The sequence below is a fragment of the Sporacetigenium sp. TC11 genome, assembly GCF_058146105.1.
In genome coordinates, this window is sequence record NZ_JBYVNY010000012.1 from 1 (window position 1) to 19,440 (window position 19,440).

Consider the following 19,440-nt stretch of genomic DNA (forward strand, 5'->3'; position numbering starts at 1 on the left):
TTATCACAAGATACAAATGGTCATGGAACATTAGTAGCTGGAATAGTAGGTGGAAGAGGAAGGGTGAATCCTCAATATGTAGGTGTAGCACCCGGTTCAGAACTTATAGTAGTAAAGTTAGCAGAAACAAATGGATATTATAGTAAGGTTGATCTTATGGCAGGAGTATACTATGCATATTTAAAATCGATAGAGCTAGGGCGGCCATTAGTTATAAATATATCTTTGGGAAGTAATTTTGGTGGAGTATCAGGAACAACTATATTTGAAAACCTACTTTTTTATGAAGATAGAGGAGTAGTTACTGTTGCTGCAGCTGGAAACGAAGGCAATACACAAACTCATTATTCAGGGACTATAATACAAGGAGAAAGTAGAGATATATTATTAGAAGTAGGGGCAAATGAAAGGGATATACAGCTTCAGTTTTGGGGAAAAAGACCTGATAAAATATCTGTATTAATAATATCCCCATCAGGGGAATTAAGTGAAACATCAACAGTTAGAGATTTAGCTACAGTTTCAGGAATATTTGATTATGAACTTACAACATATGAAATTTTTTATGACTATCCTGATTTTTTCTCTGGTGATCAGTTAGCACTAATAACTTTAAGAGATATAAAACCGGGAATATGGACAGTTAGATTAAGTGGAGACTATATAGTTGATGGGCATTATGATATGTATTTACCCAATCGGTCTCTATTACAGTCTGGAACTAAATTTTCAGAAGCAGACCCTTTTGGAACCTTAAACTATCCATCATCATCAAATGAAATGATTACAGTAGGAACATACAATACTGTAAATAATAGTATATGGCAATCTTCATCGAGAGGCCCAACAAGATTAGAAAAGTTAAAGCCAGATATTGTAGCTCCAGGAGTTAATATAATATCTACTTACCCAGGTGGTGGATACAGTAATATAACAGGAAGTAGTGCAGCAGGGGCACATGCATCTGGAGCTGTTGCATTGTTTTTGGAGTATGTATTAGTTAATGGAGCTAATCCTATTGTATCATATGTACAAATGATAAAATCATTTATGTTGCAAGGAGCTAGAAAATTTCCAGACATAACATATCCAAACGTTTCATATGGTTATGGATTATTGGATATTAGGGGAATGTTTGACCAATTTAGATAAAAGAGGTGATATAATTGGCTGACTTATCACAATTTGTAAAGTCATATTTTATTTTATATACAGGAGATATAAGAGCTGCTTTAAGCTCTATAGGACTTAGTAATATAATAATATTAAATGCAAAAAATGCATTACTTTATGCTCCAGAAAATTTTAATGATGCATTACTAAATACTATTAAACAAATAGATTTATGGAGAAGTTACTTTCCAATGAGCCATCTAGGAACTGTTACAAATAATCTATCAAATGGAGTAAGTGTTAGAGATGCTGTAGGTTCCCAGGTTCTTATACAAGAACAAACTGCATATGTAGATCTAACTGGAAGAGGAGTATTAATAGCCATAATAGATTCAGGTATAGACTATACCCACCCTGATTTTATATACCCAAATGGAAATTCTAAAATAATTAGATTATGGGATCAAGAAAACCAACAGGGAACCCCACCAGAAGGGTATTTATTTGGAACCGAATATACAAATGAGCGAATAAATGAAGCGATAGTAAATAATGATACATCATTATCTGTTGATAGTTTAGGATATGGAACTTTAAGTGCAGGTATGGCAGCTGGAATAGGAAACGTGTCTACAACATATAGGGGGGTGGCAATAGGTGCAGAATTAATAGTTGTAAAACTAAAGCCACTTTTAAATATTTATACGGAAGATAGAATATATTATAGCCATATAGACCTCTTTGCAGCGATAGATTATGTTATGAGGGTAGCACAGGAACTCAATAGACCATTAGTTATAAATTTATCTATAGGAGGTAGATTCGGAAATTATTCAGATACAACATTTCTAAATGCCCTAAGATCCCAACTTAGAAGAGGTGTTGTAGTAGTAAGCGGTGCTGGAGATGATGGGAATGCAGATATTCATTATTCAGGAAGATTTTCGGTAAACGGAGAAACTCAAGATGTAGACATAGAGGTAGGAGAAGGACAGAGAAATTTAGATATATATCTTAGTGCGGATATGCCAGATAAAGTATCTATATCAATTATAAGCCCTTCTGGTCAGATGACGCGGAAATTAAGTTATAAAACAGCTTTTCATTCAGGAATATTTAATATAGAGGATGTGAATTATTCTGTAACATATTTTTATCCAGAAATATTAACTGGAGATTTAATTGCAACTATAAGGCTTGAAGATGTTAAGCCAGGTATATGGACGATAAGATTGTATGCTGATTATGTAGTAAATGGAATACATGATTTATATTTGCCTCCTAGAAATATGTTACCTGTAGGTACTAGATTTGTAAAGTCAGACCCATTTGGAACTATAGATTTATTTGGAGTCGATCAGAATATTATTACAGTGGGAGCTTATGACGTTATAGCAAATGGGGTAGCTCGAATTTCATCTAGGGGAACACTAAATCAACAAGATACCATAAAACCTGATTTAGTGGCTCCTGGAGTAAATATAATATCTACATTTCCAGGAGGAAGTTATAATACTATAACAGGAACAGGTGCTTCAAGTTCAATTGTAGCAGGTGTTGTGTCATTATTACTTCAGTATTTCATTGTAGATAGAAATAGCTTACAATCTGCATATACAGAAATTATAAAAACCTATTTAATAGCTGGAGCTGATACTAAGTTAATATATAGTTATCCTAATGTATCTGAAGGGTATGGACTTTTAAATATAGAAGATACATTAGTACAAATAGATTTAACTATATAATAATGCTCAAATTATTAGTAACAGTATAGTATGTACTTCATATATTAATATTAGGCATAGTTGTACAAATACTTAGCCAATATTAATATATAAAGGAGTAAAACTATGAAGTGTAAAAAATGCGGATGTAACTCAGAATATAAACCTGAATGTGAAACTTATACAGAGCCTGAATACGAATATAAACCTTGTAATTGGGTTAATCCTATGTGGATGAATTATCCAACTTGGCCAATGAATGTTCAAGGACAATGCCAACAAGCTCCCGAATGTCCAAAAACATATGTAGAGCCTATGTATGATATGACACCTATGTATTACACAGGACAAATGAATAAAGAATATCCTCTTATAATGCAACAATCTGTAAATATAGATTTTGATATTATGCAATATTATATGTGGATGTATCAAAATATGATGATGCAATTTATGAACCAAATGGCGCAACAACCAACACCAATGCCAATGCCAATGCCAATGCAACAACCAATGCCAATGCCAACACCGATGCCAATGCCGATGCCAATGCCGATGCCAACACCACAACCAATGCCAATGGAACAATTTATACCAGAAGAAATTCCATTCCCAATGCCACAACCGATAGTTCAACCTACTACACAACCAAAAAAATTAAAAGGATAAATAAAATGGCTGGTGAAAACCAGCCATTTTATATTTAAAGAAATTTTAATTTCCAACTGCTAAACTTGAGCAACTAGCCTGCTTTTCAAGGCCGTTGGTGACATGAGCGCAGGGAATTTTATTTAGTTAATTCAGATTCTATATACTTATATATTTTTTCCATCATTTCATTAAATTTTTGAGCAGCAAGAAGATAGTTATTAACCTCATTAGATCTAAAGAAATTTTCATATTCCTTATTTAGTTGTGCAAGCTTTTCTTCCATTTGCTGTCCAGGTTGATATCTTGAGTATATAGTATTTTGTTTGTATAAGTAAGAATCAAGCTGTTTTTTAAGATTTCTATTTTTTTCTACAATAGCCTTAGAACTATTAAGTTCTATAAACTCTCTACTCATTTTTATAGAACTTGCAAGTGCCTTAGCATTTTTAGTTACATCCATAGTAAATCCTCCTTGTAAACTTTAAAATTAGACTCTATATATTATAATCATCAATAAGGATAAGTGTTACATAAGATAAACATATAAAAGTCTTAGTAACAGAAACATAAATCCAAACATATTATAAATTAAAGGAGGACAACTTCTTTGTTAATTTATAAATGGGAGGTAACTTATGTATAATTATTATCTAGCTCAAAATGATGATAATGAACCTAACTATACACCACAAAGACCACAAGGGTCACAGGGAGATGTATCTCTGTTCATATCTCCAGGGGCGATAGAAGATGCTATAAGAAGATGTAGAAGTAGATGGATATTTATATGGGAAAGGGGTAAAAGAAGAGGATATTGGATGAGAGTTAATTATTTGGATAGACAAACTGTTGGAGGAAGAGTAAGAGGACGACAATTTTATGTTGATTTACAAAATATAGAAGCAATATCATGCTACGAAAGACAATCTCAACCACCAAGACCACCAAGACCACCAAGACCAGGTCAACCTCAAGGACCAAATTTCCCATGGTGGTGGATGTTCTAAATTACTAGGATATTATAATTTATACGGTTTGCAGATAAGTTATAATATCCAACTGCTAAACTTAAGCAACGTACCTGCTTTTCAAGGTCGCTTAAGACATGAGCGTAGCGAATTTTTAATAATATATTTGAAAAATAGGCATTAGTAGTAGCAAAAAAATTTATAATGAATAGATTATATTAAGACAACTTTAGGATAAAGACACTGTAGATAAACTTCAAATTTATTTATATTATCACTAATAATAATGACAACGTGTATCAAAAATATAAATAAAAAAAGGTATAAGATTGACAATATCTTATACCTTTTTTATGTGTAATTATGCCGTCTCATATTTGGTATTGTACCACCCTTCGCGTATATCGTCTACGCTATATGATTCAGATATATTCTTATAAAGTACATATCTAACAGTTCCGTCTTCTCTAGTTCTTGTAGTACCTACCTTAAATCCTGCATTTAGTATGTTATTAAGGCTATATACATTTTCAACAGCAACAGTAGTTAGAACATACCTCTTACCTCTAATTTGAGATAATTTTATTCTAGTATCTAATAATATAGATTGAAGAGCATTTCCTCTATATGATGGATGAACCATAACAAAACCAGATATATAAGTGTTTACAAAATCTTCAGCAGGTATCTCTAGTTCATTCATCAACTCTATGTCAGATATAGAAGGAGTTTCACAAAGTGCACTTGCTATTATTTCATCTTCTACATAACAGCCTATTATAAAACCACCTCTATTTAATATTTCTTGCAAATAATCATGATCTCTAAACTTTAGCCAACTCTTTCCATCAAGGCTATCATTAACTATATTATATAATTTAATGATATCATCAAAATTTTCCTCATTTATATAACGTATATCGGCATATACATTATTAGTAGGAACTCCATTGACCTTAGATAGAAGTATTTTAGTTATCATCGCAACACCTCTTTTCTAGAAATTTATTTAATTATATCACAAATCCAGTGATTTTCAATGAAATTTTTTAAAACGCTACCAATTTTTTTAAAATGCTATTAAATTCCTTTAAATAGCTTTGATTTACTTTAAATAATTAGATACTGGGGGTGTCATTTATTGGTTGTATTAATATCAAAAAAGAAGTTTTTAAAATTGATATCTGTTGTAGTAATATTTTCTTTTTTTATAGTTGGAGTAATGTATGGTAGCGAATATCTAGCGATAAAGAATACACTAAAAAATTTAGAAAATACTGAAGAGACATTTTCAACAAAAGAAGATTATACTCAATATCAAAAGATGTTAGAAAGTATATTCGACTATAGGAATAAAGCTATATTAGAGCAAAATGAAGAAATACTTAAAGGCTTATACGATACAGAACATAAATATGGAACCTGGGCATATGAGCATGAAGTAAAGAAAATGAAGTATCTAAACAATTGGTCTTATAAGCAAGGGGTAAAATTCAAAGATATAAAAACTAGAGTAAAGGTTAGAGCAGTTAAAGAAAAGGAAGAGAATTTATACAGTGTTATATGTACAGTATCAACAGAATATACATATTCATATGAAAATGAACCAAAGGTGACTAATGTTAGTAGAATAGGAACTCATCATTATCTAAACCTTAGAACAGAAGATGGAGTTTATGTTATAACTAAGGAATGGTATACAGACCCATTTGCAGATTCACTAAATCTAGATAATATAAAATCTGATGAGATAAAAGAATATATAATTAATCAGAAACCTGTACAATTAGAGCTAAAAGAAACGGTACAAAAGGCTGTCGATTATGCTCATATGTACAGTGGAGCTGCAGGTGATGAGGAATATGGATTAAAATATAATAATGCTAAGTACAGGGACCATAATCCAGATGGCGGAGATTGTGCAAATTTTGCTTCTCAAATAATATTTGAAAGTGGAGCTTTTAAGAAAAATGGAACATGGAACTATGCAAATGGTTCAGGAACAAAGGCATGGTTAAATGCTCAGGGATTTAAAAATTATATATTGAATAGTGGAAGAGGGTCATTAATAGCTAAAGGAAGTTATGAAGATGTTTATAAGGTAGCTTATAATCTAAGACCTGGAGACGTTGTTGCTTATGAAAAAAATGGAAGAATAACACATGTGTCAACAGTGACTGGACTTGACTCAAAGGGATATCCCTTGGTTACTTGCCACAATACTGATAGGAAGCTAGTTCCTTGGGATTTAGGATGGAGTAATAAAAAAATAAAATTTCACTTATTACATGTACATTATTAAAACGAGGCCTATACTTGAGCAAAGTGAATTTTTTCCGTTAGTTACACTTGCAAAATAAATTGACAATATTATAAAATAGATGGTAAAATATTACTAATGTTACAAGTGTTTGGTAACAAATAAGTTTTAGTTTTTAGGAGGAATTTGCAAATGAAAACTGGAGTAATAAAATGGTTTAACAACGAAAAAGGATTTGGATTTATATCAGTTGAAGGAGAAAATGATGTATTCGTACACTTCTCAGCTATATCAGGTGATGGATACAAGTCTTTAGAAGAAGGTCAAAGAGTTGAATTCGAAGTAGTTCAAGGAGCTAAAGGACCACAAGCTGCTAACGTAGTTAAGTTATAATAGCAGATTTATATATAGATTTACTTGATTTATATAGTAACACTGATAGTATAACATGCTAAGTTAAAAGCTAGAGCCGCTGATATTCAGCGGCTTTTTTAATTAAAACACAAATTATTGCATATAAAATAATTGATAGATTAATTTTTAATTTAAATGTATAATTAGGTTGTTGAAATAAATAATCTTTAGAAGTTTCTTCACAATAAATTCATATTAAAGTGATATAGTACTATTGTATTTGGAAACATGGGAGGTGCGCATTTTGAATATACTATTTTTCCTTACACCAAAAAAAGATGTTGCATATTTAGATGAAAAGGACACTATGAGACAGGCATTAGAAAAAATGGAATACCATAGATATACTTCTATTCCTATAATAGATAATGAAGGTAAATATTTAGGTACCATAACAGAAGGTGACTTGCTATGGTCTCTAAAAAATTCTCTTGGACTAGATTTAAGAAGTACAGAAAATATATTAATTAGAGAAGTTCCAAGAAGAATGGATAATAAACCAGTATCAATAAATGCAAATATAGAAGACTTAATATATACTGCAATGCATCAAAACTTTGTACCTGTAATAGATGATCAAGATGTGTTTATAGGTATAATAAAAAGAAGTGATATAATACAATATTGCTATCAAAAAATGTATGAAAAAAACTTAGAAATAGCCTATACTTAAAAAGGTCTTCCTCAGGAAGACCTTTTTAATATTTAAAATTATCCATTAAATTTAACTGGATATTTAGCTTGTAATTCATTAACTTTATTAGTATAAATTTCATTTTGCTTTTGGTAAGTTAAGCCCTTAGTTATTTCAGCTCTAACTTCATCTAAAGATGCTTGACCACCTTGGTTTCTATCTTCAACTTTTATTAAATGATATCCAAATTCAGTTTTAACAGGACCTTTAACTTCACCTGGGTTCATGTTAAATACTGCTTCTTCAAACTCAGGAACCATTTGACCTCTTCCAAAACTTCCTAAATCTCCACCAACTTCTTTAGATGGACACTGAGAACATTGTAAAGCTGCTTCTTCAAATTTCATCTCACCAGTATTTATTTTGTTTAATAAATCACTAGCTTCTTCTTCACTTTCAACTAATATATGGCTAGCCTTTGCAGTTTCTGGATTCATAAATTGTTGTTTGTTAGCTTCATAATAAGCTTGTATTTCTTCATCAGTTAAAGTTATATTAGTTAAAAGTCTATTTATAGAATATTGTTTTAACATATTGTCTTCAACTCTTTGCATTTCTTTTCTAAAGTTTTCATCATTATGTAAATTTTGATCTTTAGCTTCCATATAAAATAATTCTTGATTTACTAAATCATTTAATAATCTGTTTTTTCCTTCTGCAGAATTAAATTGCATAGCTTGATATTGATCTAGACTTCTTAATGCATCTTCTACATCATGATTAGTTATCTCTTTTTCTCCAACAACAGCTAGAACTTTTTTTTCAATTGTATTTTCCATTTCTTAATTCTCCTTTTTAAAAAAGTTTCTTAATAGTTTTAAGTATTAGCATTTAATAAAATAATATCAGAAAAAATACCATATGTCTAATATTTCCAATTTAAAATTAATCCAAACATTTACTAGGATTAAAAATATAAATTTAAACAAAATAATATAGAAATCATTTATGATTTTAATTAAATTTAAAAAGGAAGTGACTATAAATGCCCAAACATCCAAATAGAGTACCTCAATATAGAAAAAGACCAGATGCTATGAAAATAGAAGTAGCAAGTGAACTTGGAATAACTCATGACATTTACAACGTTGAAAACTCTGTTAATTTGGCATCAGGAGGAGAACCAAAAAATAGTAAAAAAACTAAAAATATAAAAAATAGTATTAATAGAGAATATAGATTTAAAAATAGATTAGAAGATGAACAATAGTTTCAAAAATTAAAAAGCTTGGATTTACTTTATCCAAGCTTTTTTAATAAAATATTATAAGAGACAGTATAAGTAGAGACGAAATTACACCAACTACACCTTCTTCTAATTTATATTTTAAAACTTTAGTTGCAGAGAAGTATATATGTATAAATAAAAATAAAACTGTTAATACAATACATATAATACTAGTTGGGAATATAAAATATTTTAATGATGCAAAGAAAAATGCTAACACCGTGGTCATTCTATAATCTATTATAATTTTAGCTATACTTATATTTTTAAATTTTATAGTTAATATATAAGAAACTATATACCAAAATGTAAATATATTATATGAAAAAAATAAAAAATATTTTATTTGATAAGGTATTACAATCATTGATGTACCCCAAGATATTATCCAAAAAAATACTACTATAAATTTAAATAAATTGTCATATATAGATAATTGTCGAGTTTGTTGACTGAATTCTTGCATTTGATTCATATCAATACCTCCTAACTAACACAAAAACTATTATTTATCTAGATATTAAATTATATGCAATATTTTTGAAAAACTTCTAAAAATTCTTAAGTTTATATATTCATTATGTAACAAGTATAAACAATTGAATAAAAAATATGCATAAATTAGTACTAATATAAAAAGATATGTTGTAAATAATATTATAAAGACAATTTTAAGGAGGCTATAATATGAGAACTGGAGTAGTTAAATGGTTTAACCCAGAAAAAGCATATGGATTTATAACTGCTGATGATGACAATAGTGATGTATTTGTTCATGTATCAGCAGTAAAAGAACAAGGTTCAGAAAAAGACCTTGAAGAAGGTCAAAATGTAAAATTTGATGTAGTAAAAGGAGTAAAAGGATTACAAGCTTCTAATGTTATGAAGCTAAGATAAATTAACATAATAAATTTAGAAAGCCTTATAAGGCTTTCTTTTTTTTTCACAAAATTAAAGTTAAATGAATATAATATGATTGTAAATCATTTAAAGAGAGGAGTGAGATATTGCGAATTAAAAAGTTAAAACTAAGATATTATTTTATTACAACTATTTTATTATTATTGTCATTGTTTTTATTTTGGACTATTAATAATTATAAAGCAGACAATATAGCTAAAAATAATTTAAAATCTGATAAGTATATAAATGTCACTCAAGATGCTTATATAGAATTTACGCCAAAGAATAATATAAAAGACGTAGGGTTTATATTTTATCCTGGAGAAAATGTGCAAGAAGAATCCTATGCTACAATATGCAGAGGTATAGCAAATCAAGGATATAAAGTTATAATAGTCCCTATGCCATTTAATTTAGCTATACTTGACTGGGATGAAGGGTTGGAAGTAATAAAGCACCATCCAAACATAAAAAAATGGGTTATAGGAGGTCACTCACTTGGAGGAGTTATGGCTTCAAATTTTGTTTATAATAAAAAGCCTGAAAGTATAAAAGGATTGATCTTTTACGCTTCGTATCCATCTAAAGTAGATTTTAGTAAAAGTAATTTAAAATCACTATCTATATTTGGAAGTAAAGATTCTATTTTAGATATGCAAAAACTAAAAGATACAAAAAAATTATTGCCTTATGAAACTATATATGTAGAAATTCAAGGAGGAAATCATGCTCAATTTGGAAATTATGGTTTTCAAAGAGGAGATTTAAAAGCTGATATAACTAGAGAAGAACAACAAAAAATATCTATAGAATATACAGTTAAATTATTAGAAAGTATAAAATAAGTATTGTCATAAATAGAGATTTACATAATTACCCCACTTCATGCATAAATATGTATTAACTATTTAATATGTTTATAGGTGGGGTAGAATGAATAATATTGAAGATAAGATTTTGGAAATGAGGAATATTATTTTTAATAATGATCTTAGGCTTATAAAGAAGTGTAAAAACAAACCCCTAGATGAAAACATCAAATATACAGATAGTGAAGAAAAACTAGTTAAAGAGTATAACTATTATATTAAGTTTATAAAAAAACTAAAGAAATACATAAATAAAGCACAAAATACAATTATAAAGATATCCTATAATAATCAAAACAAAATACTTTGTTTAATAGTATACTTTGACATAAATAACATAGAACAATTTGGAGATATAAATATAAGAATTATAGACCCAGATACAAAAGACACTTATATGAACTGCTATTATTATAACAGTGAAGATAGTGGAATACTATATATAAAGGAGTTTAGAGCAGGCAAACCTAGATGTGGTCATGGAAGAATTATATTACAAAATTTAGATTATATAGTTAATGAAATAAATAAAGAAATAGATAAACACAATCACTATAACGAAGATATGAAATTAGGTACTATTAAGTATTCTAAAGGAATTGCTATACCTACAAAATCTATAATAGATCAAAGTTGCTTAAATAGTATATATAGAAAATATGGATTTGATGTAGATGATAAAAATAGAATTATTAAAAATTTTAAGAGTATATAAAAAGCCCATACCTTTAGGTATGAGCTTTTATTTTTGATGAGAGTAGCGAATTTTACTTAACTATTATAGCTATTTTTTCATCAGGGTTATAACTTATTTGTAGCAATTGATTTTTCTTTAATCTTTTAGGGTCATCTATGCCATGTTTAACTGATAATTTTATAGGCATTTTACCTTGCTTTAGTATTAATATATACTCTCCATTTTTTTCTTCAATGCTTATTAAATTCCCAACATATGGCTTGAAATTTTGGAATTTTTTGCTTTGATTTCTTATATAGAAATATGAAACTACACCTACTGCTGCTAGTAATACAAGTTGAAGCCATATGTTTAACTTTAAAACAGTTCCAGCTATTAATATGGCTACTAATATAACTATAGGAACTATACTTTTCTTTAAAAGTATCTTTCCTACTATTTCATTAACTTTTTTTTCTGGGTCACTCATTGTATTTGCTCTAGTAAATGCTCCTGTAAATTTGTCTTTTAATCCCATGTTAATCCTCCTACTCTATATCGATGTAATTTTTATGAGTTCGTACTTTACTGAATATTACCGATATATATATTATGTACAAGTTTTGTATTATTAATTTATATTCAGTAAAAGCAAAATATATTAACTATTTTAACATAAATAGATAAAAAATGAAATAAAGGAAAATATTTGATAAATTAAACTTTCGATAAATATAACTTATTATAAAGATGAATTAAAATATGTTAAAATTATAAAATAAACTTGTAGTTGTTTTTAATATTAAAGGAGGAATTTAGATGGATGATAAAGTTATAGATTTTAATGAGATAAAAAATAAAGTTAAGGATAAAGATATTAATAAATTTGAAGAGTATATATATAGCCTTTATTCTTCTGTAGCACAAGGTAGCATGTCTATGGTAGATTTTTCAAAAGAAATAATGAGTTATATGGAAAAAAATAATATATCTCAAGAAAAGTTTTTAGATATGCAAAAGAAACTTATGGAGAGATATGGATTCAATATGTCAGATGTAGAGGTACAGTTAAAAAATTTAGGAATAGATATTAATTCTTTTAATATTGATTCAAATTCACTTAGTTTTTATGAAAAATACCAAGAAAAAATAAAAATGAAGAATGTAGTTACTTATATTGTTAAAAACAATATTAACGATATATATATAATTGTAGATTCAGAAAATGTTATATTAAAAAGCACTAAAAAAATAAGCCTAAATGACCCAGAACTAAACGAATTTTTACGTTTGTATAAAAAGATAATGGGAGATAAAAAGATAAAAATAACAATTTGCGAAAATACAAACTCATACGACTATTAAATTGTAACGAATGATACATAAATGAATATATTATATTTGTTATAATGTATAGTTGTTATAATCAATAAAGAAATAAGAGAGAAGGTATTTTACAATGGGAAGATATAATAATTATAGAAACTTTTTAAAATCAAACTTTGATGAATTTGATAATACAAAAACAGATAAGGCATCTGGAATTACCCAACCACCAATAACTAAGTCTTATGATTCATCAGAAGTAATTATAGACCTTCCAGAGATAAGTGAAGAAATTTTAAAAAATGAAAATATATATAATTGCATAAAAGAGAGAAGAAGTGTAAGGCTTTACAGTGAAGAAAAGTTAACTTTAGAAGAACTATCTTATCTTTTGTGGTCTACCCAAGGAATAAATAATTCTAAAAATGTTCCTAATTTAAGAACTGTTCCTTGTAGTGGAGCAACTCATTCATTTGAAACTTATTTATTTATAATGAATGTCCATGATATAAAAAAAGGTATTTATAGATATTTACCAATTGAACACAAGCTTTTATTTATGTTTGAATTAGAAAATATAGATGAAAAAGTAGATATAATGACACTAGATCAACCATTTGTACCTCATTTTGCAAATAAAGCAGCTGTTATATTTGCATGGAGTACTATTCCATATAGATCAGAATGGAAATTTGATATAACAGCTCATAAAAAAATACTTATAGATGCTGGTCATGTCTGTCAAAATCTTTATTTAGCAAGTGAATCAATTGAAGCAGGGGCATGTGCAATAGGTATATATGACCAAAAAATGATAGATGATATTTTAAATCTAGATGGAGAAGATGAGTTTGTAGTATATCTTGCAGCAGTCGGGAAAAAGATAAGATAACTTTCATAAAATATTAGAGTCCCCATAGATTTTTTGTAAAATCTAAAGGGACTCTTTATTTTATTAAACAAAATTACATTTGCTCTTTATACATTTGCAAATGTTCTATATAATGATTAGCTTCTCATAACCTGTGATCAGCTAATAGTGGACAAATGGTACAATAAAAGCAATTTTCGTAAATGATAATTATTTTCACGTAATTAACAATAAATATTGTAATATATTATCAAGAAATATTTAAAACTGAACGTGTATGGAAATAAAAGCTGCACTGAGTTTTCGGTACAGCTTTTATTTAGTCTATAATAATTTTAAAGTTAAAATTTGTATAATAAGATATATAAATGTTTTGTATAATATAAAAGGGGTAAAAATTATATAGTTGTATTATAAAAGGGAGATTTAAGATGAAATATAATATTAACCTAAAAGATATTTTAAAGGTCACACAAAATACTATAAATTCAGTAGACAATAGATTACAAAATCATGGAGAGCAAGTAGCATATATAGTTTATAAAATAGGAAAACATCTAGGTTATGAAGAAGATTATTTAACTAAAATAATAACATTAACAATGTTACATGATTTAGGGGCATATAAGGTAGAGGAAAGGAAACTACTTACAGAATTTGAGACTCATAACGCTTATGAACATTGTATATATGGATATTTGTTTATAAGAGAGTTTAGTCCTCTAAAGGATTTATCTAGTGTAATTTTGTATCATCATCATAAATATGAAGAAAGAAATAACTTTATAAACAACATTCCTATACCAGAAGATGCCTTTTTAATTAGTTTAGCAGACCGTGTATCGGTATTATATATTAGTAATAAAAAGTCTTTTAAAGATAATGTAACAAAGCTTACATATAATTTAATTGATAAATGGTTTAAAAAAGAACATGTAGAAGCTTTAATTTATTTAATGGAGAATACAGATTTTATGGATAAATTGTTTGATGAAAGTTATATAGATGAAATATACCATATTTTTGATAAAGTAGAGTTAAGCAAAAATGAAATAGAAGAACATATGAAGGTATTAGTTTATGCAATAGATTTCAGATCTAGGTCAACTGTTATTCATTCAGAAAGTGTATCTATTGTAACTAATATTTTATGTAGATATTTAAATCTAGATGAAAAAACAACTAATAAATATACATTTGCAGCAATACTTCATGATATAGGAAAAATAACAACTCCTATAGAGGTATTAACAAAGCCTGAAAAATTAACAAGAGATGAATTTTCTGTAATGATAAATCACGTTGTTGCAACAGATAATATATTAAGCAATTTAGATTTAGATGAAATTAGAAAAGTAGCTTCATCACACCATGAAAAACTAAATGGGAAAGGATATCCTAAAGGGCTAAATGCAGAAGAATTAGGGCAAGGAGAAAGAATACTTGCTGTTGCAGATATTTTTAGTGCATTAACAGAACCTAGATATTATAAGCCTGCTTTTCCTAAGGCGAAGGTATTAGAAATAATGAATAATTGTGTAATAAGAAATGAAATTGATGGAAATATTGTAAATATAATAGAAAGTAATTTTGATAAAATAATGAAAGAGCTATCGTTTTATCAAAATGAAATTATTAAAAAATTTGATAGAATAGTTAATGAATACGATATTATTTTAGATAAAATGTATTTAAAACATATTTATTAAGGAAGGTACTTATGAATAGAAAATTAGCTACAGATACATATTATAGACATTTTAAAGATAAATGGTATTTTGTAATAGATATAGCTATACACTCAGAAAGTGGAGAAAAGTTTGTAGTTTATAAGCCATGTTATGGAGAACAAAAGATGTATGTAAGGCCATACAATATGTTTATAGAAGAAGTACCAAAAAACAAAGAAAACCCAACCAATCAAAGGTACAGATTCATGTCTTTAGATGAACTGAATATTAATATTGAAGACTTTCTAAAAGGGATAGCCCAAAGGTTTTAATGCACTGAACATCACATTTATAGCTAGAAATTAATGGTATATGTCAAGGGGTATATTTTTAAATTATCTATTGTATATAAAAGGTAATTATGGTATTCTCATTAGGTCAGTAATTCTCGTAATTACTTTACTGGATTTGAATTGAGAACAACTTCCTCTTTCTAGAGTATTTGTTAATCAGTTTTTAAATCTTAATTCTAAAGAAGGAGGAATGTTAAAATGGCAGATAAAACTTTAAGTTGTAAAGATTGTGGAAAAGATTTCCTTTTCACTGAAGGAGAGCAAGCTTTCTACAAAGAAAAAGGATTCGAAAATGAACCACAAAGATGTCCTGAATGTAGAGCAGCAAGAAAGCAACAAAAAAACAATAACTTCAGAAGATAGTTATGTTAATTAACCCTATGAGAATTTTATTCTCATAGGGTTTTGTTTTTTTGCAAAGAATATACTTGAATAAACTATATTAAAGGAGAATTTTATGCCTATTCCTGTATACTCTATATGTAAAGCTAAGGGAAGTACTATTAATAATATAAGTTGCGAAACTACAGATAAAAAAGGTCAGGTACTAAAAGAAAATATAGTCTGTAGAGTTAAAGATATAAAGAAGGGTTGTCATTATCATTTTAAAATTAAAGCTGAAAATATAAAAATAAAAGGTAAGGAGTTTAAATTTAAAGATAGAGAAATTAAAATTAAAATTAGCATTATGTCCCGAGGAAGTGCTAAATCAAAGCAAGAAGATATAAAAAAAACACTTTGCATTTTTAAAGATAATCTTGAAATACAGGGTAATGAAAAGTTTTCATTAGAAACTTTAACTAATTTGGATTATGGGATAAAAGTATTTGATTATGAAGAAAATGAAAATGAAATAAGCAAAATTGCATTAGATTATATTAGAAGTGGATTATTTCAAATAGATGAATTTGAAAAGTTTTCACATATTAGTGAATTAAATGAAATGATACATAAATATGTCGTTAAATCCAAAGAAGAAGATGCAGATATATATATATATGGAGATGTCTACCCTGTAGATTCCGAAGATGCAATAATGTCAGATAATGATAAGGAAAGAAAAATAAAACTTAGGCGTTTAAGTCAATATGGACCAGAAGGGGTACATGATATTCATATGAATCAAGGTAATGAAGAAAGTAAGTATTTATTAGATAATGGAATTTATCAGGATGGAGGAATTTTAATTCACTTTAAATCAGAAAATAAATGGAGTGCTATTTTCACTAGATTTGAAGGTCAATGTATAAAAACTAATAATGATGGGTGTTGTAAAAACTAAATCCTTATGTTAGAATGAAATCAAATTAATAGTAATGCTAGGGGTGCTGGGTAGGCCAGCTGAGATAAAGATCCTATAAAATCTTTGACCCTTAACCTGATCTGGATAATGCCAGCGGAGGGAAGCTATATGACTTTATATTTGTATATAAGCATAAATTCCATACTGGGATTTATGCTTTTTTTATTACATCAGTAGGAGGTTAAAATATGAAAACTGTATTGACAATAGCAGGAAGCGACTCCGGTGGAGGAGCAGGAATACAAGCAGATTTAAAAAGTTTTGCTGCAAATGGAGTTTATGGAGCAAGTGTTATAACAGCTATCACTGCTCAAAATACTACAGGAGTATATGACGTTTATCCAATTCCATCTAGTATAGTTAAATCACAACTTGAAGCCGTATTTTCAGATTTAGATATACAAGTTGTAAAAATAGGTATGGTATCAGATATTGATATTATGAATGTTATAAGTGATGCTTTAATAAAGTACAAGCCTAAATATGTTGTACTAGATCCAGTTATGGTATCAACAACAGGGCATACTTTATTACAGGAAGATCAAATAAACTCTTTAAAATCTAAGTTATTTAAACTAGCTACAATTATAACACCAAATATTAGTGAAGCTGAAGTTTTATTAGATAGAAAGATTAATACCTTTGATGATATGAAATCAGCATCGTATGAATTACATAAGGAGTATAATTGCCATGTTTTATTAAAAGGAGGGCATTTTCCAATAAGAGATGGTGAAAATGTAAAATCTGTAGATGTTTTATCAAATGGGGAAATGTTCGAAATGGATTGGATAAATACAACATCTACCCATGGAACGGGATGTAGTTTATCATCAGCTATTGCTGCCAATTTATTAAAAGGAAACTCAATTTCTAAATCAATAGAAAATGCAAAGGAATATGTAAATAAAGGAATAGCTAAGTCTTATAAAGTTGGAGAAGGAAATAATCCTATTCATCATTTTCATAAATACTGGGAGGTTGATACAAATGAATAATTTAGTAAAAGGATTAGGTTTAATCAAAGAAAGAAAACCTTTAGTTCACCACATTACAAATGTAGTTACTGTAAATGGTTGCGCAAATATGACATTATCAATTGGTGCAGCACCTGTTATGTCTCATGAAATAAATGATGTAGAAGGTATAGTTTCTATAAGTAATGCGTTAGTTATAAATACAGGAACTATAACTAATGAAACTTTTGAATCTATGATAAAAGCTGGAAAGAAAGCAAATGAAATAGGTATACCTGTAATTTTAGACCCTGTAGGAATAGGGGCAACTAAATATAGACTAGAAGTAAATACAAAGCTTATTAATGAAGTTAAATTTTCAGTTATTAGAGGCAATTACTCAGAGATAATGACGGTGGTTGGAATAGATGGGGGAAGAGGTGTAGATGCAGAATCTGACGCTTCACTTGATGAGAAAAGAATAATGGAATATGCACTAAAAAAAGATTTGGTAATGTGCGCTAGTGGAGCAGTTGATTTTATAAGTGATGGAAATAAAAAAGTATATTGTAAAAATGGAACAGCACTTTTAAGTGAAATTACAGGTACAGGGTGTATGTCAACATCACTAATAGGTTCATGTCTTGGGGCTGGAATTAATAGTTTTGATGCTGCAATTTTAGGAACAACTGTTATGTGTATCGCAGGAGAATATGCAAGTGAAAAGGTAGAAGGTAAGAGAAAATTAGGATCATTTAATCAATATTTATTTGATGGAGTTAGCACTTTAGATGAAGAGATGTTTATGAAAAGAGGTAATGTAGTTTATGAATAATAACTTGGACTATACACTATACCTTATAACAGACGGTAAACCTAATTTAATTGATAGAGTTGAACAAGCTATTTTAGGTGGAGTTACTATTGTACAATATAGAGAAAAGAAAAAAATCTACGATAAAATGTTAGAAGAAGCTCTAGAATTAAAAAAACTTTGTAGTAAATACAATGTTCCTTTGATCATAAATGACTACATAGATTTAGCAAAGGAAATAGATGCTGATGGTATTCACTTAGGCCAAGATGACACATCTATAGAAGAAATAAAAGACTTATTTAAGGATAAGGTTATAGGTATATCAGCTCATAATTTAGAAGAAGCTATAAAAGCTGAAAAAAATGGAGCCGATTATATCGGTTTTGGAGCAATATTCCCTACTAACAGTAAAGATGATGCTAAAGTATTAGATATAAATGATGTAAATATTATAAAGAAAAATATATCTATACCAGTACTATTAATTGGCGGTATAAATAAAGGAAATTTATCAAGTATTGATGTTAAATACGATGGAGTATGTGTAATATCAGCTATTTTATCTTCAAAAGACCCTAAGGAGTCTGCTAAAGAAATAAAAGATATTATATTAAATAAATAGCAAAATTAAAGGCTGACCA

25 protein-coding genes and 1 riboswitch are annotated in these 19,440 nt (G+C 28.3%); of the genes, 20 read left to right on the top strand and 5 right to left on the bottom strand.

Features of this window, described 5'->3' with window-relative positions:
* The 3 genes from ACUSRV_RS14285 to ACUSRV_RS14295 all read left to right on the top strand — a co-directional run.
* Positions 1–1,152, top strand: a 1,152-nt coding sequence (locus ACUSRV_RS14285) for a S8 family serine peptidase (protein ID WP_490142641.1), incomplete at its 5' end; no start/stop codon positions are given.
* Between the two features lie 14 nt (positions 1,153–1,166).
* A complete protein-coding gene (locus ACUSRV_RS14290; protein ID WP_490142642.1) occupies positions 1,167–2,861 on the top strand; it encodes a S8 family serine peptidase in 1,695 nt (564 codons plus the stop codon).
* 105 nt (positions 2,862–2,966) lie between these two features.
* Positions 2,967–3,509, top strand: coding sequence for a hypothetical protein (locus tag ACUSRV_RS14295; protein WP_490142643.1), 543 nt, complete (start codon positions 2,967–2,969; stop codon positions 3,507–3,509).
* 118 nt (positions 3,510–3,627) lie between these two features.
* Here the strand turns inward: ACUSRV_RS14295 and ACUSRV_RS14300 are convergent, their stop codons facing one another.
* A complete protein-coding gene (locus tag ACUSRV_RS14300) occupies positions 3,628–3,951 on the bottom strand; it encodes a YlbF/YmcA family competence regulator (RefSeq protein ID WP_490142644.1) in 324 nt (107 codons plus the stop codon).
* A gap of 175 nt (positions 3,952–4,126) precedes the next feature.
* On the opposite strand from ACUSRV_RS14300, the gene ACUSRV_RS14305 reads away from it, so the two are divergent.
* Positions 4,127–4,498 carry a hypothetical protein gene (locus tag ACUSRV_RS14305; protein ID WP_490142645.1) on the top strand — a complete coding sequence of 124 codons (372 nt, stop codon included), beginning with the start codon at positions 4,127–4,129 and terminating at the stop codon, positions 4,496–4,498.
* A 322-nt stretch (positions 4,499–4,820) separates the two neighbouring features.
* Here ACUSRV_RS14305 and ACUSRV_RS14310 read toward each other — a convergent pair whose 3' ends face one another.
* Positions 4,821–5,441, bottom strand: a complete 621-nt coding sequence (locus tag ACUSRV_RS14310; RefSeq protein ID WP_490142646.1) for a hypothetical protein — start codon at positions 5,439–5,441, stop codon at positions 4,821–4,823.
* A gap of 159 nt (positions 5,442–5,600) precedes the next feature.
* Here ACUSRV_RS14310 and ACUSRV_RS14315 point away from each other — a divergent pair, with 159 nt between their 5' ends.
* From ACUSRV_RS14315 to ACUSRV_RS14325, 3 genes are all read left to right on the top strand, one after another.
* Complete coding sequence (locus ACUSRV_RS14315) at positions 5,601–6,761, top strand: amidase domain-containing protein (RefSeq protein WP_490142647.1); 1,161 nt, start codon at positions 5,601–5,603, stop codon at positions 6,759–6,761.
* 150 nt (positions 6,762–6,911) lie between these two features.
* Entirely contained in the window at positions 6,912–7,112 is a 201-nt protein-coding gene (locus ACUSRV_RS14320) for a cold-shock protein (protein ID WP_490142648.1), read from the top strand.
* A gap of 265 nt (positions 7,113–7,377) precedes the next feature.
* A complete protein-coding gene (locus ACUSRV_RS14325; RefSeq protein ID WP_490142649.1) occupies positions 7,378–7,806 on the top strand; it encodes a CBS domain-containing protein in 429 nt (142 codons plus the stop codon).
* Positions 7,807–7,844: 38 nt separating this feature from the next.
* Here the strand turns inward: ACUSRV_RS14325 and ACUSRV_RS14330 are convergent, their stop codons facing one another.
* The gene (locus tag ACUSRV_RS14330; protein WP_490142650.1) at positions 7,845–8,606 is read right to left on the bottom strand and encodes a peptidylprolyl isomerase; all 762 of its coding nucleotides are present in this window, start codon (positions 8,604–8,606) and stop codon (positions 7,845–7,847) included.
* Between the two features lie 206 nt (positions 8,607–8,812).
* Between ACUSRV_RS14330 and ACUSRV_RS14335 the strand changes: the two genes are divergently transcribed.
* The gene (locus tag ACUSRV_RS14335; RefSeq protein WP_490142651.1) at positions 8,813–9,037 is read left to right on the top strand and encodes an alpha/beta-type small acid-soluble spore protein; all 225 of its coding nucleotides are present in this window, start codon (positions 8,813–8,815) and stop codon (positions 9,035–9,037) included.
* Positions 9,038–9,080: 43 nt separating this feature from the next.
* Here the strand turns inward: ACUSRV_RS14335 and ACUSRV_RS14340 are convergent, their stop codons facing one another.
* Positions 9,081–9,530: a hypothetical protein gene (locus ACUSRV_RS14340; protein WP_490142652.1), complete on the bottom strand. Its 450-nt coding sequence runs from the start codon at positions 9,528–9,530 to the stop codon at positions 9,081–9,083.
* Between the two features lie 212 nt (positions 9,531–9,742).
* On the opposite strand from ACUSRV_RS14340, the gene ACUSRV_RS14345 reads away from it, so the two are divergent.
* From ACUSRV_RS14345 to ACUSRV_RS14355, 3 genes are all read left to right on the top strand, one after another.
* A complete protein-coding gene (locus ACUSRV_RS14345; protein WP_490142653.1) occupies positions 9,743–9,952 on the top strand; it encodes a cold-shock protein in 210 nt (69 codons plus the stop codon).
* 110 nt (positions 9,953–10,062) lie between these two features.
* Positions 10,063–10,803 (top strand): alpha/beta hydrolase, encoded by a 741-nt coding sequence (locus ACUSRV_RS14350; protein ID WP_490142654.1) that lies wholly within the window; start codon positions 10,063–10,065, stop codon positions 10,801–10,803.
* A gap of 88 nt (positions 10,804–10,891) precedes the next feature.
* Positions 10,892–11,542 (top strand): hypothetical protein, encoded by a 651-nt coding sequence (locus ACUSRV_RS14355; RefSeq protein WP_490142655.1) that lies wholly within the window; start codon positions 10,892–10,894, stop codon positions 11,540–11,542.
* 52 nt (positions 11,543–11,594) lie between these two features.
* Here the strand turns inward: ACUSRV_RS14355 and ACUSRV_RS14360 are convergent, their stop codons facing one another.
* Complete coding sequence (locus ACUSRV_RS14360; protein ID WP_490142656.1) at positions 11,595–12,041, bottom strand: hypothetical protein; 447 nt, start codon at positions 12,039–12,041, stop codon at positions 11,595–11,597.
* Positions 12,042–12,322: 281 nt separating this feature from the next.
* Here ACUSRV_RS14360 and ACUSRV_RS14365 point away from each other — a divergent pair, with 281 nt between their 5' ends.
* From ACUSRV_RS14365 to thiE, 9 genes are all read left to right on the top strand, one after another.
* A complete protein-coding gene (locus ACUSRV_RS14365; RefSeq protein ID WP_490142657.1) occupies positions 12,323–12,868 on the top strand; it encodes a DUF3867 domain-containing protein in 546 nt (181 codons plus the stop codon).
* A gap of 94 nt (positions 12,869–12,962) precedes the next feature.
* Positions 12,963–13,721 (top strand): SagB/ThcOx family dehydrogenase, encoded by a 759-nt coding sequence (locus tag ACUSRV_RS14370; RefSeq protein ID WP_490142658.1) that lies wholly within the window; start codon positions 12,963–12,965, stop codon positions 13,719–13,721.
* Positions 13,722–14,131: 410 nt separating this feature from the next.
* Complete coding sequence (locus tag ACUSRV_RS14375; protein ID WP_490142659.1) at positions 14,132–15,409, top strand: HD domain-containing phosphohydrolase; 1,278 nt, start codon at positions 14,132–14,134, stop codon at positions 15,407–15,409.
* Between the two features lie 11 nt (positions 15,410–15,420).
* Positions 15,421–15,702 (top strand): DUF1653 domain-containing protein, encoded by a 282-nt coding sequence (locus tag ACUSRV_RS14380; RefSeq protein WP_490142660.1) that lies wholly within the window; start codon positions 15,421–15,423, stop codon positions 15,700–15,702.
* Positions 15,703–15,921: 219 nt separating this feature from the next.
* The gene (locus ACUSRV_RS14385; protein ID WP_490142661.1) at positions 15,922–16,086 is read left to right on the top strand and encodes a zinc-ribbon domain-containing protein; all 165 of its coding nucleotides are present in this window, start codon (positions 15,922–15,924) and stop codon (positions 16,084–16,086) included.
* Between the two features lie 94 nt (positions 16,087–16,180).
* Complete coding sequence (locus ACUSRV_RS14390) at positions 16,181–17,005, top strand: DUF2278 family protein (RefSeq protein ID WP_490142662.1); 825 nt, start codon at positions 16,181–16,183, stop codon at positions 17,003–17,005.
* A 29-nt stretch (positions 17,006–17,034) separates the two neighbouring features.
* A riboswitch (TPP riboswitch) is annotated at positions 17,035–17,145 on the top strand.
* A gap of 69 nt (positions 17,146–17,214) precedes the next feature.
* Positions 17,215–18,024, top strand: a complete 810-nt coding sequence (thiD, locus tag ACUSRV_RS14395) for a bifunctional hydroxymethylpyrimidine kinase/phosphomethylpyrimidine kinase (RefSeq protein WP_490142663.1) — start codon at positions 17,215–17,217, stop codon at positions 18,022–18,024.
* Positions 18,017–18,817: a hydroxyethylthiazole kinase gene (thiM, locus tag ACUSRV_RS14400; RefSeq protein ID WP_490142664.1), complete on the top strand. Its 801-nt coding sequence runs from the start codon at positions 18,017–18,019 to the stop codon at positions 18,815–18,817. The genes thiD and thiM overlap by 8 nt, the downstream gene beginning before the upstream one ends.
* A complete protein-coding gene (thiE, locus tag ACUSRV_RS14405; protein ID WP_490142665.1) occupies positions 18,810–19,421 on the top strand; it encodes a thiamine phosphate synthase in 612 nt (203 codons plus the stop codon). Before thiM ends, thiE begins: the two co-directional genes overlap by 8 nt.
* Positions 19,422–19,440 lie beyond the last annotated feature (19 nt).

What these genes read in the sequence shown, in the direction of transcription:
- ACUSRV_RS14295 (WP_490142643.1), top strand. Translation starts at nt 2,967, where the DNA reads ATGAAGTGTAAAAAATGCGGATGTAACTCAGAATATAAACCTGAATGT.
- ACUSRV_RS14300 (WP_490142644.1), bottom strand. Translation starts at nt 3,951, where the DNA reads ATGGATGTAACTAAAAATGCTAAGGCACTTGCAAGTTCTATAAAAATG.
- ACUSRV_RS14305 (WP_490142645.1), top strand. Translation starts at nt 4,127, where the DNA reads ATGTATAATTATTATCTAGCTCAAAATGATGATAATGAACCTAACTAT.
- ACUSRV_RS14310 (WP_490142646.1), bottom strand. Translation starts at nt 5,441, where the DNA reads ATGATAACTAAAATACTTCTATCTAAGGTCAATGGAGTTCCTACTAAT.
- ACUSRV_RS14320 (WP_490142648.1), top strand. Translation starts at nt 6,912, where the DNA reads ATGAAAACTGGAGTAATAAAATGGTTTAACAACGAAAAAGGATTTGGA.
- ACUSRV_RS14330 (WP_490142650.1), bottom strand. Translation starts at nt 8,606, where the DNA reads ATGGAAAATACAATTGAAAAAAAAGTTCTAGCTGTTGTTGGAGAAAAA.
- ACUSRV_RS14335 (WP_490142651.1), top strand. Translation starts at nt 8,813, where the DNA reads ATGCCCAAACATCCAAATAGAGTACCTCAATATAGAAAAAGACCAGAT.
- ACUSRV_RS14340 (WP_490142652.1), bottom strand. Translation starts at nt 9,530, where the DNA reads ATGAATCAAATGCAAGAATTCAGTCAACAAACTCGACAATTATCTATA.
- ACUSRV_RS14345 (WP_490142653.1), top strand. Translation starts at nt 9,743, where the DNA reads ATGAGAACTGGAGTAGTTAAATGGTTTAACCCAGAAAAAGCATATGGA.
- ACUSRV_RS14355 (WP_490142655.1), top strand. Translation starts at nt 10,892, where the DNA reads ATGAATAATATTGAAGATAAGATTTTGGAAATGAGGAATATTATTTTT.
- ACUSRV_RS14360 (WP_490142656.1), bottom strand. Translation starts at nt 12,041, where the DNA reads ATGGGATTAAAAGACAAATTTACAGGAGCATTTACTAGAGCAAATACA.
- ACUSRV_RS14365 (WP_490142657.1), top strand. Translation starts at nt 12,323, where the DNA reads ATGGATGATAAAGTTATAGATTTTAATGAGATAAAAAATAAAGTTAAG.
- ACUSRV_RS14370 (WP_490142658.1), top strand. Translation starts at nt 12,963, where the DNA reads ATGGGAAGATATAATAATTATAGAAACTTTTTAAAATCAAACTTTGAT.
- ACUSRV_RS14375 (WP_490142659.1), top strand. Translation starts at nt 14,132, where the DNA reads ATGAAATATAATATTAACCTAAAAGATATTTTAAAGGTCACACAAAAT.
- ACUSRV_RS14380 (WP_490142660.1), top strand. Translation starts at nt 15,421, where the DNA reads ATGAATAGAAAATTAGCTACAGATACATATTATAGACATTTTAAAGAT.
- ACUSRV_RS14385 (WP_490142661.1), top strand. Translation starts at nt 15,922, where the DNA reads ATGGCAGATAAAACTTTAAGTTGTAAAGATTGTGGAAAAGATTTCCTT.
- ACUSRV_RS14390 (WP_490142662.1), top strand. Translation starts at nt 16,181, where the DNA reads ATGCCTATTCCTGTATACTCTATATGTAAAGCTAAGGGAAGTACTATT.
- thiD (WP_490142663.1), top strand. Translation starts at nt 17,215, where the DNA reads ATGAAAACTGTATTGACAATAGCAGGAAGCGACTCCGGTGGAGGAGCA.
- thiM (WP_490142664.1), top strand. Translation starts at nt 18,017, where the DNA reads ATGAATAATTTAGTAAAAGGATTAGGTTTAATCAAAGAAAGAAAACCT.
- thiE (WP_490142665.1), top strand. Translation starts at nt 18,810, where the DNA reads ATGAATAATAACTTGGACTATACACTATACCTTATAACAGACGGTAAA.